Source organism: Mesorhizobium sp. M4A.F.Ca.ET.020.02.1.1, from assembly GCF_004022645.1.
GTDB lineage: Bacteria > Pseudomonadota > Alphaproteobacteria > Rhizobiales > Rhizobiaceae > Mesorhizobium.
In genome coordinates this window covers 1-12,323 of record NZ_RZOI01000100.1, presented here as the reverse complement: position 1 = coordinate 12,323, position 12,323 = coordinate 1, and the positions used below count along the sequence as shown (strand labels likewise).

Below are 12,323 nucleotides of genomic sequence, written 5' to 3'. Positions count from 1 at the left end.
TCGTCGGAGCGGTCGGCTTGTTGCGCTGAGCCATGAAACGGTCAAACTCGTCCTGGTCCTTGGCGCGGCGCAGCTCGCGGGCATATTCATCGAACTCCGTCAGCATCTCGTCAAGCTTGCGGCGTTCCTCGGCCAGGCGGTCGAGCTCCTTCTCGCGCCAGTCGTCGAAGGCGACGTTGCCGGTGCGCGACGAGCCGTGGCCCCAGCGCGCGGCCTTGTCGGAGCCGCGGCGGCAGCCGGCGAAGATGCCGTCGGTAGCGCGGTTCACGTCACGCTTGAAGCCGTCGAGCCGGTCGCCCCAGATGATGTAGGCGAGCATGGCGAAGCCGAGCGGCCAGAACACCATGAAGCCGATCACCATCAGTGCGATGGTCGCCGGCGTCCAGGCCGGACGGATCAATGCAGTTGTGTTCATTTTCTCCCAGTCCTTCCGTTGGAGACAGCCAATTCCGGCTGCGTGGAATCGAAATGGGAAGGGCAAAACAGCGATTCAAGACGAGCGCACCCAAAAGCGGACAAGAGGCTGAAATGATTGTCTCATTTTGAGTTCTTCGAGGAAAAGCACAACCATGCCGGCGACCAGGCCCCAAAATGCCGCGCCAACGCCGAACAGCGTCAGGCCCGAAGCGGTGACGGCGAAGGTGACGATCGCGGCCATGCGGTGGCCCTCGTCCTTGAGCGCGATCGAAAGCGCATTGGTCAGCGGCGCGATCAGCGCAAGACCCGCCACCAGCACGATCAGGCTCTGCGGCAATACTGCGAAGATCGCCACCAGCGAGGCGCCGAAGACGGCGAAGACGAAATAGGCGAGTGCGTAGAAAGGCCCGGTCTTCCAGCGTTCGGCGGGGTCGGGATGGACGTCCGGCCCGGTGCAGATCGCCGCCGAAATGGCCGCCAGGTTGGAGGTGGCGCCGCCAAATGGCGCCGACAGCAGGGAAAAGAAGCCGGTAACGCCGATCAGCGGGCCGGGCTCGGGATGATAGCCGGCGGCTCTGAGCACGGCGAGGCCGGAGAGGTTCTGCGAAGCCATGGTGACAAGGTAGAGCGGCAGCGCGAGCCCGATGATGGCGCTCGCCGTGAAATGCGGCGCGATCAGCGTCAGCGTCGACAGTTCCGGCACCGGCAGGCCGCCGACACGGCCGGTCAGGAAGGCGGCCAGCCCGCCGCCGATCAGCACCGCCAGCACCGACAGCGCCGGGTTGAACAGCCGGATGACGAAGAAGGCCGCGATCAGCGGCAGGATCAGCCAGGGGTCGCCGGGAATGGCCTTGAAGGCATTGGTGGCGAAGCCGACGAGGATGCCGGCCAGCATGCCGGAAGCAACGGACGGCGGAATCCTGGCAATCAGCTGGGTCAGCGGCTTGAACAGGCCGGTGGCGACCAAAAGGACGGCAGTTACGATGAAGGCGCCGACCGCCTCGCCCACGGAAAAGCCGCTCGATGCCGCGACCAGCGCCAGACCGGGCGTCGACCAGGCGGTGATAATGGGCATCTTCGTGCGCCAGGACAGCCACAGGCACTCGACGGCCATCGCCAGGCAGATCGCCGTCACCCCGCTCGCGGTTTCGGTCTGGGTCGCGCCGACCGCCTTGGCGGCGGCGATGACGACGGCCAGCGTGCCGCCGAAACCGATGATCGCCGCAACGAAAGCGGATATCGGAATGGAGATGCGCATGCTCACGGGCCTCGCTGCACCACATCGCCCACCACCCGCACCAGCATGTCGAGATCCTGCGGCCGTGACAGGCGGTGGTCGCCGTCAGGAATGAGCGAAAGCGTCACGTCGTCGGCCGGCAGGAGCGCCGCGAGCTTCAGCGCATGGCTGGACGGCACTTCCGGATCGGCGAGGCCCTGCAGGATGTGCACCGGGCAATGGGTATCGATCGGCCCGTCCATCACCAGGTTCCGCCTGCCGTCCTCGATCAGAGCACGGGTGTAGATATAGGGCTCGGCCGAATAGTCCGACGGTTCGGCGAAGAACCCTTTCTCGGACAGATCGTGTTTCTGCGCCTCGGTCAGCACCGGCTCGATCAACTCGGCGGTAAAATCCGGCGCCGGCGCCAAAAGCACCAGGCCGGCGACGTTGGCGTCACCCGTCTTGCGCAGCTCCTGCACCATGCGCAGCGCAATCCAGGCGCCCATCGAGGAGCCGACCAGGATCTGGCTGCCCTGCGTGAAACGGCGAAACACAGCAAGGCTTTCGGCCAGCCATTTCGAGATGGTGCCGTCGGCGAAGGCGCCGCCGGACTCGCCATGTCCGGAATAATCGTGGCGCAAGAAGGCCCGGCCATCTTTTGCCGCCCATCCGGCCAGCGTCTCGGCCTTGGTGCCCAGCATGTCCGATTTGTAGCCGCCGAGCCAGACGATGCCGGGCGCGGCACCTTGCGCCTGCCTGACGGCGATGCTGGTTCCCTCGACATCCAGATACACGGGAGCGTTGGCGGTCATGGCTGGCGGTAGGTCCTGTTCCTCACGCCGGTCTTTTGGCACGGCGGGGCGTTCGACGAAAAGTGCTCAGTAACTTTCTTTGCTTGGTGCAGGCGCGGGATCAGGTGATTTCTTGAGAAGCCTGTGCTATTGACTTGCGCCGCGCGCTCACCACATTGGCGCGTCCCGACGATCCGAACTTTTGAACCCTGAACGAAACGGCCCAAGGAGACCACGACCATTCGCAGACCTTTCAAAGCAGCGGCGCCCACCAAGGATGGGCCGCGCTCCAACCGTGACATCCGGGTTCCCCGGGTCCAGCTTATCGACGCCGAAGGCCAGAACCGTGGCGAAGTTTCCATCAACGACGCATTGCTGCTCGCCGAAGAAGCCGGGCTCGACCTCGTCGAGATATCGCCCAACGCACAGCCGCCCGTCGTAAAAATCCTCGATCTCGGCAAGCTGAAATACGCCAACCAGAAGAAGGCGGCCGAGGCGCGCAAGAACCAGAAGGTCATCGAGATCAAGGAGATCAAGATGCGCCCGAACATCGACAGCCATGACTACGAGACCAAGATGAAGGCGGTGCGCCGCTTCTTCGAGGAAGGCGACAAGGTCAAGCTTACGCTGCGCTTCCGCGGCCGCGAGATGGCGCATATGGAACTCGGCATGCAGCTTCTGAACAAGGTCCGCGAGGAGGTGGCGCCGATCGCCAAGGTCGAGGCGGAACCAAAGCTCGAAGGCCGCCAGATGATGATGGTGCTGGCGCCCCGTTAAACGGGGCGGGCACCTTCTTCCAGTCCGATCCGTGCCGCATGACTGCCCAAGCCTTCGCTTCGATCACGGCTTCGAGAAAGCAGAATTGACCAGCCTTCACCGCAGCGTGCCCTAAAATCCGCCTGAATTGCGGAGCAGGGCGTCCCGACGATCGGCGGGGCGCCAGTTTTCAATCCGATCGCCGGCAATCTCGACGATCGGATGTATCATGGTCGATGACGTCAAATTCCCTGACACCACCCATGCAAAATATGGGTTGGGCAATTACCAGCAAATACGCAGAATGGTGATTGCGGTGCTGATCGTGGTGCTGTTCGCAGCGCTGTTGTTCGGCCAGTCGACCTTTCCGCCCGATACCTGGGTGCATGAGTCGATCGAGATGTTGGGTGTGCTGCTGATCTTCCTCGGCGTCGTCGGCCGCCTGTGGTCGACGCTCTATATCGGCGGACGCAAATCCTCCGAAGTGGTTACCGGCGGCCCCTACTCGATCACCCGCAACCCGCTCTATGTGTTCTCGACGGTCGCCGCCGCCGGCGTCGGGGCGCAGATCGGCTCGTTCACCGGGATCATCCTCTTCGCGGCCCTATGCGCCGGCGCCTTCCACATCGTCATCCTGCGCGAGGAGAAGTTCCTCAAGGAGGCGCTCGGCGCACCCTACCAGACCTATGTCGCGCGCGTGCCGCGCTTCTTTCCCAACCTCTCGCTCTACGATGAAGGCGATACCGGCAGCTTCAAGCCGCGCCTGCTGCTCACCACGCTGCTCGACGGGCTGGTGTTCCTGGTCGCCCTGCCGGCCTTCGAGCTGATTGACGGCGCGCAGCAGTCGGGTGTGCTGCCGGTGCTTTTCCGCCTTCCCTGAAGGACAGAGCGTCGCACAGCCTGAGGTGTTGCGCCCGGGCCCGCTTTGATCTATAGGACCGCCGTTCCGCGTATCGGCCCGGAAATCATCTCTGATTTACGGAACGCACGATACGCAGAGCAAAAAACAAAAACCGCCCGGCAGGGCATGCCGTGGCGGTTTCATTTGCTTTTCGGGCTTTGGTCGGCCCGAAGCGAACAAGAAGCGCGATGGTGCGCCCACAATACGGAGTAGCAAAATGCCCAAGATGAAGACCAAATCGGCCGCCAAGAAGCGGTTCAAGATTACTGCCACCGGCAAGGTGCTGTCGGCTGCCGCCGGCAAGCGCCACGGCATGATCAAGCGTTCCAACAAGTTCATTCGCGATGCCCGCGGCACGATGGTTCTGGCTGAACCGGACGGCAAGAAGGTCATCAAGAATTTTCTGCCGAACGGCCTCTGAGCATTCGGCCTGGACAACGTTTTAAGGAGATCATGACATGGCACGCGTAAAGAGAGGCGTCACCGCTCACGCCAAGCACAAGAAGGTCCTGAAAGCCGCCAAGGGTTTCTACGGCCGCCGGAAGAACACCATCCGCATCGCCAAGCAGGCGGTGGAAAAGTCGCTGCAGTACGCCTATCGTGACCGCAAGAACCGCAAGCGTTCGTTCCGCGCGCTGTGGATCCAGCGCATCAACGCCGCGACCCACGAGCACGGCCTGACCTATGGCCGCTTCATCGACGGCCTCAACAAGGCCGGCATCGAGATCGACCGCAAGGTCCTGTCGGACATGGCCATCCACGAGCCGCAGGCTTTCGCCGCGCTGGTGGCCAAGGCCAAGGTCGCGCTCGAATACCTCAAGAACACCACGCCGAACGCTTTTGAAAGCGCTGTAGCCTAACCAGCGCCTTCCCAAGCTTATTCGACACTTGATTTGGGAAACCCGCGCTGGCAGGGCTGGCGCGGGTTTTTCTTTGGCTCAATCAGGTCTGGAACATGAGTGACATGGAAACTCTCGAAAATTCCCTGATGGCCGACATTGCGTCGGCCGCCGACGAGCAGGCGATCGAGGCGGTGCGTGTCTCGGCGCTGGGCAAGAAGGGCTCGGTCTCCGAAATGCTGAAGACGCTTGGCGCGATGAGCGCCGAGGAGCGGCAGGTGAAAGGCCCGGCGATCAACGGGCTGAAGAACCGCGTCACCGAGGCGCTCACGGCGCGCAAGGCGGAACTGAAGGACGTGGCGATCGCTGCCCGGCTGGCCGCCGAGACAGTCGACGTGACGCTGCCGGTGCGCCAGTCGCCGGCCGAGCGCGGCCGCATCCATCCGATCAGCCAGGTCATCGACGAGATCGCGGCGATCTTCGGCGACCTCGGCTTCGCCATCGCCGAAGGTCCCGATGTCGAGACCGACTATTACAATTTCACCGCGCTGAACTTCCCGGAAGGCCATCCGGCGCGCGAGATGCACGACACCTTCTTCTTCCAGCCGGACGAGAAGGGCGAGCGCAAGCTGTTGCGCACGCACACCTCGCCGGTGCAGATCCGCACCATGGAGCGGCAGAAGCCGCCAATCCGCATCGTCATTCCCGGCAAGACCTACCGGCAGGATTCGGACGCCACGCACTCGCCGATGTTCCATCAGGTCGAGGGTTTGGTGATCGACAGATCAGCCAACGTCGCCAACATGAAGTGGGTGCTGGAGGAGTTCTGCAAGGCGTTCTTCGAGGTGCCTAACGTCAAGATGCGCTTCCGGCCGTCCTTCTTCCCGTTCACCGAGCCGAGCCTCGAGGTCGACATCCAGTGCGACCGTTCGCGGCCCGGCGAGGTGCGCTTCGGCGAAGGCTCCGACTGGATGGAGATACTGGGCTGCGGCATGGTGCATCCCAACGTGCTGCGCCATGGCGGACTCGATCCCAACGAATACCAGGGCTTTGCCTGGGGCTTGGGCATCGACCGCATCGCCATGCTGAAATACGGCATGCCGGACCTGCGCGCCTTCTTCGACGCCGATGTGCGCTGGCTGTCGCATTACGGCTTCCGGCCGCTCGACATGCCGACGCTGTTCGGAGGCCTCTCCGCATGACAGCGCCGCACACCGGCGGCTGCCGCTGCGGCGCGGTGCGGTTCGAGGCGTCAGCCGAGCCGCACCACATCAGCTATTGCCATTGCGGCGATTGCCGGCGGGCGAGCGGCGCGCCGGTGTCGGCCTTTGTCGGCTTCATGGCCGACCAGGTGGCGCTCGACGGCAAGGCGCTGAAGAAGTTCGAGAACGGCCCGGTGACGCGATCCTTCTGTGGCATTTGCGGCTCGCCAATCGCCTATGTGGACGGGCGGCTCAGCGGCCACATCTATTTCACGCTCGGTGCCATGGACATGCCGGCCTATTTCAAGCCGACGCACCATGCCCATGTGCGCGAGCAGCTTCCCTTCCTGCACATGCCGGACGACTTGCCGAGACACCTGAAGACCAGCGTGCCCAGACCCAACGGAACACAGCTATGAAATTCACCCTCTCCTGGCTCAAGGACCATCTCGAGACCGACGCGTCGCTGACCGAGATCGTCGAACGGCTGACCGCGATCGGCCTCGAGGTCGAACATGTCGACGACAAGGCGGGCCTGAAGCCCTTCGTCATCGCTAAAGTGCTGACGGCAGTGCAGCATCCCGACGCCGACCGGCTGCGCGTGTTGACGGTCGACACCGGCGACGGCAAGCCGCCGGTGCAAGTGGTTTGCGGCGCGCCGAACGCCCGCGCCGGCCTGATCGGCGCCTTCGCCGCGCCCGGCACCTATGTTCCCGGCATCGACGTGACGCTCTCGGTCGGCAAGATCCGCGGCGTCGAGAGCCACGGCATGATGTGCTCCGAGCGCGAGCTGGAGATTTCCGACGAGCACAATGGCATCATCGACTTGCCGGCGGATGCGCCGCTCGGCACCAGCTTCGCCGCCTATGCCCATCTCGACGACCCGGTGATCGAGATCAATCTGACGCCGAACCGGCCGGATGCGACCAGCGTCTACGGCATCGCACGCGACCTCGCGGCGAGCGGGCTCGGCCGGCTCGTCGGCGGCGGGATCATGCCACATGCCGGTACCGGCATGTGTCCAGTCAAGGTCAAGATCGAGGCTCCGGAGCTCTGCCCCGGCTTCGCGCTCACGTTGGTCAGAGGCGTGAGGAACGGCCCGTCGCCAAAATGGCTGCAGCAGAGGCTGCTCGCCATCGGGCTCAGGCCCATCAGCGCTCTGGTCGACATCACCAACTACGTCACCTTCGACCGCGGCAGGCCGCTGCATGTGTTCGATGCCGCAAAGGTCGCCGGCAACTTGACCGTACGCCGGGCAAAGGACGGCGAACAGGTACTGGCGCTCGACGGCCGCGAATACACGCTGACGCCCGAGATGTGCGTGATCGCCGACGAGGACGGCGTCGAATCCATCGCCGGCATCATGGGCGGCGAGCATTCCGGCTGCGATGAGAACACCACCGACGTGCTGATCGAGTCGGCGCTTTGGGACCCGATTACCACGGCGCGCACCGGCCGCACGCTCGGCATCATCTCCGATGCGCGCTACCGCTTCGAACGCGGTGTCGACCCCGAATTCATGGTGCCAGGCCTCGAACTGGCGACAAAGCTGGTGCTCGACTTCTGCGGCGGTATGCCGACGGAGATCGAGGTTGCCGGCTATGCCGGCCACAGGGCGAAGGTGGTTTCCTTCCCGTTGTCGGAGGTCAGGCGGCTGACCGGCATCGAGGTGCCAAGAGAGGAAGCGCTCGCTATCCTGACCCGCCTGGGCTTCGAGCCGCGCAGTTCGGGCGACGACGTAGAGGTGAAGGTGCCGTCCTGGCGGCCGGATGTCGACGGCAAGGCCGACCTGGTCGAGGAGGTGATGCGCATCCACGGCGTCGACAACATCGCGCCGCAGCCGCTTGGCGCGCATGACGCGGTCAACGGCAGGATCCTGACGACACTGCAGATCCGCACCCGCGCGGCGAAGCGAGCGCTGGCCGTGCGCGGCATGATGGAGGCCGTGACCTGGTCCTTCATTCCGGCAAAGCATGCCGAGCTGTTCGGCGGCGGCCAGACGGCGCTGAAGCTCGCCAACCCGATCGCCGCCGACATGTCGGACATGCGGCCTTCGCTGCTGCCTGGGCTCATTTCGGCGGCACAACGCAATGCCGACCGGGGCATCGGCGACGTGGCGCTGTTCGAAGTCTCCGGCACCTATGAAGGCGATTTGCCCGACCAGCAGCGGCGCGTCGCCGCCGGCGTGCGGCGCGGCACGGCCAAACTCGACGGCTCCGGCCGCAGCTGGGCCGGCAATTCCGGGCCAGTCGGCGTGTTCGACGCCAAGGCGGACGCGATCGCCGCGCTCGAAGCCTGCGGCGCGCCGGTCGACCGGCTGCAGATCGAGCCCGGCGGCCCGGCCTGGTACCACCCCGGCCGCTCCGGCACGATCAAGCTCGGGCCGAAGACGGTGCTCGGCACGTTCGGCGAGTTCCATCCGAAGACGCTGGAAGCGCTCGATGTCTCCGGGCCGCTCTGCGGCTTCGAGGTATATGTCGATGCGGTGCCGGAGCCAAAAGCCAAGCCGACACGGACCAAGCCGAAGCTGGAGCTCTCCGCCTTCCAGGCGGTGAAGCGCGATTTCGCCTTCGTCGTCGACAGGACGGTCGAGGCCGGCACGCTGGTGCGCGCCGCACTCGCTGCCGACAAGAAGCTGGTCACCGGCGTCTCGGTCTTCGACATCTTCGAGGGCGCGTCACTGGGCGCGGCCAAGAAGTCGATCGCCATCGAGGTGTCGATCCAGCCGCTCGAGAAGACGCTGACCGACGAGGATTTCGAGGCGCTGGCCAAACGCATCGTCGAGAACGTCAACAAGCAGACGGGCGGCGTGCTGAGGACTTGAGGGGATTGCCGTCAGATGGCGAATCGTCCTCCAAAGGGCGATGGACCATCTGCGCTATTCCGGCCTTCCTTTTGAAGAACAGCGCGCGGCGTTCCTCGGCATCATCGCGACCGACCCGCTCATTGGCGAAACACTGGCGCGGGTGCGTGATCTCGCGCTGCCGGACTGGCTGATGGTGTCGGGCGCGCTCTACAACAGCGTCTGGAACCATCTGACCGGCAAGCCGCCGGGCTACGGCATCAAGGATGTCGACCTGTTCTATTTCGACGATGCCGACCTTTCCTACGAGGCCGAGGATGCGGTGATCCGCCGGGCGGCGCTGCACTTCGCAGGGCTGGCGCTGCCGGTCGAGGTGCGCAACCAGGCGCGGGTGCATCTGTGGTATCCGGAGAAGTTCGGGCAGGAATGCCCGCGCTATGCGAGCGCAAGCGAGTCCGTCAGCTATTTTGCTTCGAAGACGCACGCGGTTGGAGTGCGGTACGATGCACAGGGGCGCCTCGATCTTGTGGCGCCGTTCGGGCTCGACGATATTTTTTCCTTCCGCATCACGCCTAATCGGGCGCTGGACAATCAGCGGACGCATGAGGTGAAGGGGGCGCGGGCGCGGGAGTATTGGCCGGAGATTCGTATGGTGGCCTGGTAAGATAGGTGTGTGCGAGGCGCCCCCCTCTGCCCTGCCGGGCATCTCCCCCACAAGGGGGGAGATCAGCAGCTTTGACGCCGCGCCTTTCCTTCAAACGTTCGTAATTGGCGAAAGCGGCGGTGACAGCCAATCTCCCCCCTTGAGGGGGAGATGTCCGGCAGGACAGAGGGGGTGCCTCGCACCAGCACCTCAACAAAAGGGGCGCCGAAGCGTCCCTTTCCATTCAGCATTCTGCGTACTCACCCATTCACCAGCGCCATCAGCTCCTCGGTATAGCGCTTGCCGACCACCTTATCCGGCGACAGCGCGTCGCCGATGGCAGCCACCTCCGCAGCACTCAATTCGACCCCGGCTGCTGCCGTGTTCTGCTCCAGATGGCGGATTTTCCGCGCGCCGGGGATCGGCACGATGAAATCGCCCTGGTGCAGCACCCAGGCGAGCGCCAGTTGTGCCGATGTCACGCCCTTCTCCGCCGCCATCTTTTCCAGTGTGGCAACAACCTTGGCGTTGGCTGCCATGGCTTCGGCCTGGAAGCGCGGCAGGCCGAGGCGCCAGTCGCCGGCGCCGAGGACATCGGGCTTGGCGATCGTGCCGGTGAGCAGGCCGCGTCCCAGCGGGCTGTAGGGCACAAAGCCGATGCCGAGCTCGCGGCAGACGGCGAACACCTCATCCTCGGGGTCGCGGCTCCACAGCGAATATTCGCTCTGCACCGCCGATATCGGGTGCACGGCATGCGCCCGGCGGATGGTCGTCGCACTCGCCTCCGAGAGGCCGAGGGCGCGGACCTTGCCCTCGCGCACCAGCTCGGCCATGGCGCCGACTGTGTCCTCGATCGGCACGTTGGGGTCGACACGGTGCTGGTAATAGAGGTCGATCACATCGGTATTCAAGCGCTTGAGCGAGGCCTCGGCCACTGCCTTGACATGTTGGGGGCGGCTGTCGACGCCGGCCATGCGGTCGGTGCCGCTGCCCTCCTCCAGGATCTTGAAGCCGAATTTGGTGGCGATCGTCACCTTGTCACGCACCGGCTTCAACGCCTTGCCGAGCAGGATCTCGTTCTCGTAGGGGCCATAGACCTCGGCCGTGTCGAAGAAGGTGACGCCGATCTCGATGGCGCGGCGCAGCGTGGCGATCGCCTCGGCTTCCGGCTGGCCGCCATAGCCGAAGCTCATGCCCATGCAGCCGAGGCCGACGGGGAAGACTTCGAGTTCAGTTCCAAGCTTGCGGGTTTGCATGGCGCATCTCCTTGTTGCGATGGGGGAGAAATAGTGCCTTGCACGCCGTTCGATAATCATGTCTCTTTCGCACAACTTGTTCCAAAAGATAGATCAATGAACCGAACGAACCTTTCCCAGCTCGCGGTGCTCGCCACGGTCGCCCAATGCGCCAGCTTCCGCGGCGCCGCGCGCGAGCTCGGCATTGCGCCGTCGGCAGTCAGCCACGCGGTGTCGAGCCTGGAGGCCCGGCTCGGCGTGCGGCTCCTGGCCCGCAGCACGCGCAGCGTGGCGCCGACAGAGGAGGGCGCGCAGTTGCTCGAACGGCTGCGGCCAGCATTGTCCGAGATCGACCTTGCGCTGGAGACGGCGGTAGAGGCGCGCGACCGACCGGCCGGCAACCTGCGGCTGACCGTGCCGCGCACGGCAGCGCACCTGACGCTGACGCCGAGGCTCGGCGCCTTCGCCGTCGCCTATCCCGACATCGTGCTGGAAATTGTCATCGAGGACCGCTTCACCGATGTCGTCGAGGGCGGCTTCGACGCCGGCGTCAGGCTCGGCGAGAGCCTGCAGCGCGACATGATCGCGGTGCGCATCGGCCCGGATCTTCGCGGTGCCGTGGTCGGCGCGCCGTCCTATTTCGCGACCAGCCCCAAGCCGAGCCACCCGCGCGAGCTTGCCGACCACCGCTGCATCCGCTTCCGCTTTTCCAGCGGCATCCTCTATCGCTGGGAGTTCGAGAAGGACGGCGAGGAGATCGAGATCGCTGCGCAAGGGCCGCTAATCCTCGACGAGGACCATCTGATCGCCCAGGCGGCGGTCGGCGGCGCCGGGCTCGCCTTCGTCTTCGAGGACTATGTCCGCACCCCGCTCGCAACCGGCAGGCTGATCCGCGTGCTGGATGACTGGTGCCCATCCTTCGACGGCTTCTTCGTCTATTATCCGAGGCGTCGGCAGATGCGGCCGGCGCTCAGGGCTTTCGTGGATTTCTTCAAGGTGAGCGGGTAGGCGCGCTGCAGGCCCGCGGCGAAACCATCGCTCCAAGGTTGGTCGCCAACCTTATTGGCCGCCGCCGGCGCCCGGAATTGTGTGGAGAGTGGGGCATAGGGTAGCCTGGAAGAAAGCTGACCTCAGCGGCGTTTTTCGGCCATGGAATCGTCAATCACCAACACCTCCACCCGCTACGGCTGGGCAACGATCATCCTGCACTGGCTGATCGGGTTGATCTTCATCGGCCAGTTCGTGCTCGGCTTCGCGATGATGCGGATCGAAAGCCAGCGCACCGCCTTCGAGCTGATCCAGCTGCACAAATCCTTCGGCTTCCTGCTGCTTGGCTTGATCATCCTGCGCGTCGCGTGGCGGCTCGGCAATGCGGTGCCACCCTTGCCGTCATCGGTCGGCACCCTGGAGCGGCGGGCAGCACCACTCGCGCATATTCTGCTCTATGCCTTCCAGATCGCGCTGCCTCTGTCCGGCTGGGCGCTGGTGTCGGTCTCGACGCTGGAAATCCCCAGCAT

14 protein-coding genes are annotated in these 12,323 nt (G+C 64.6%); 10 read left to right on the top strand and 4 right to left on the bottom strand.

Going from position 1 to position 12,323, the window contains the following annotated elements; translation table 11 throughout:
* The 3 genes from EN742_RS09675 to EN742_RS09665 all read right to left on the bottom strand — a co-directional run.
* Nucleotides 1–415 (bottom strand): DUF2852 domain-containing protein (locus EN742_RS09675; protein ID WP_128332730.1); only part of this gene is annotated, 415 nt, incomplete at its 3' end.
* A 75-nt stretch (nucleotides 416–490) separates the two neighbouring features.
* The gene (locus EN742_RS09670) at nucleotides 491–1,675 is read right to left on the bottom strand and encodes a benzoate/H(+) symporter BenE family transporter (protein ID WP_126057135.1); all 1,185 of its coding nucleotides are present in this window, start codon (nucleotides 1,673–1,675) and stop codon (nucleotides 491–493) included.
* 2 nt (nucleotides 1,676–1,677) lie between these two features.
* Nucleotides 1,678–2,448, bottom strand: coding sequence for an alpha/beta hydrolase (locus EN742_RS09665; RefSeq protein WP_126057136.1), 771 nt, complete (start codon nucleotides 2,446–2,448; stop codon nucleotides 1,678–1,680).
* Nucleotides 2,449–2,667: 219 nt separating this feature from the next.
* Here EN742_RS09665 and infC point away from each other — a divergent pair, with 219 nt between their 5' ends.
* The 8 genes from infC to EN742_RS09625 all read left to right on the top strand — a co-directional run bounded on the left by infC (nucleotide 2,668) and on the right by EN742_RS09625 (nucleotide 9,592).
* A complete protein-coding gene (gene infC / locus EN742_RS09660) occupies nucleotides 2,668–3,204 on the top strand; it encodes a translation initiation factor IF-3 (RefSeq protein ID WP_126057137.1) in 537 nt (178 codons plus the stop codon).
* Between the two features lie 208 nt (nucleotides 3,205–3,412).
* On the top strand, nucleotides 3,413–4,063 hold the full coding sequence (locus tag EN742_RS09655; protein WP_126057138.1) for an isoprenylcysteine carboxylmethyltransferase family protein: 651 nt from the start codon (nucleotides 3,413–3,415) through the stop codon (nucleotides 4,061–4,063).
* Nucleotides 4,064–4,301: 238 nt separating this feature from the next.
* Nucleotides 4,302–4,505 carry a 50S ribosomal protein L35 gene (gene rpmI / locus EN742_RS09650; RefSeq protein WP_027166935.1) on the top strand — a complete coding sequence of 68 codons (204 nt, stop codon included), beginning with the start codon at nucleotides 4,302–4,304 and terminating at the stop codon, nucleotides 4,503–4,505.
* A 37-nt stretch (nucleotides 4,506–4,542) separates the two neighbouring features.
* The gene (rplT, locus tag EN742_RS09645; RefSeq protein WP_042637600.1) at nucleotides 4,543–4,944 is read left to right on the top strand and encodes a 50S ribosomal protein L20; all 402 of its coding nucleotides are present in this window, start codon (nucleotides 4,543–4,545) and stop codon (nucleotides 4,942–4,944) included.
* Between the two features lie 95 nt (nucleotides 4,945–5,039).
* Nucleotides 5,040–6,125: a phenylalanine--tRNA ligase subunit alpha gene (pheS, locus tag EN742_RS09640; RefSeq protein WP_126057139.1), complete on the top strand. Its 1,086-nt coding sequence runs from the start codon at nucleotides 5,040–5,042 to the stop codon at nucleotides 6,123–6,125.
* The gene (locus tag EN742_RS09635; RefSeq protein WP_127405103.1) at nucleotides 6,122–6,544 is read left to right on the top strand and encodes a GFA family protein; all 423 of its coding nucleotides are present in this window, start codon (nucleotides 6,122–6,124) and stop codon (nucleotides 6,542–6,544) included. Before pheS ends, EN742_RS09635 begins: the two co-directional genes overlap by 4 nt.
* Complete coding sequence (gene pheT, locus EN742_RS09630) at nucleotides 6,541–8,949, top strand: phenylalanine--tRNA ligase subunit beta (RefSeq protein ID WP_126057141.1); 2,409 nt, start codon at nucleotides 6,541–6,543, stop codon at nucleotides 8,947–8,949. The genes EN742_RS09635 and pheT overlap by 4 nt, the downstream gene beginning before the upstream one ends.
* A 40-nt stretch (nucleotides 8,950–8,989) precedes the next feature.
* The gene (locus EN742_RS09625) at nucleotides 8,990–9,592 is read left to right on the top strand and encodes a nucleotidyltransferase family protein (RefSeq protein WP_126057142.1); all 603 of its coding nucleotides are present in this window, start codon (nucleotides 8,990–8,992) and stop codon (nucleotides 9,590–9,592) included.
* Between the two features lie 239 nt (nucleotides 9,593–9,831).
* On the opposite strand, the gene EN742_RS09615 is transcribed toward EN742_RS09625, so the two are convergent.
* A complete protein-coding gene (locus EN742_RS09615; RefSeq protein WP_126057143.1) occupies nucleotides 9,832–10,827 on the bottom strand; it encodes an aldo/keto reductase in 996 nt (331 codons plus the stop codon).
* Between the two features lie 96 nt (nucleotides 10,828–10,923).
* Here EN742_RS09615 and EN742_RS09610 point away from each other — a divergent pair, with 96 nt between their 5' ends.
* Both EN742_RS09610 and EN742_RS09605 read left to right on the top strand, forming a co-directional pair.
* Nucleotides 10,924–11,814 (top strand): LysR family transcriptional regulator, encoded by an 891-nt coding sequence (locus EN742_RS09610; RefSeq protein WP_128332729.1) that lies wholly within the window; start codon nucleotides 10,924–10,926, stop codon nucleotides 11,812–11,814.
* A 141-nt stretch (nucleotides 11,815–11,955) separates the two neighbouring features.
* The coding region (locus tag EN742_RS09605; RefSeq protein WP_148670061.1) for a cytochrome b at nucleotides 11,956–12,323 on the top strand (368 nt) is incomplete at its 3' end.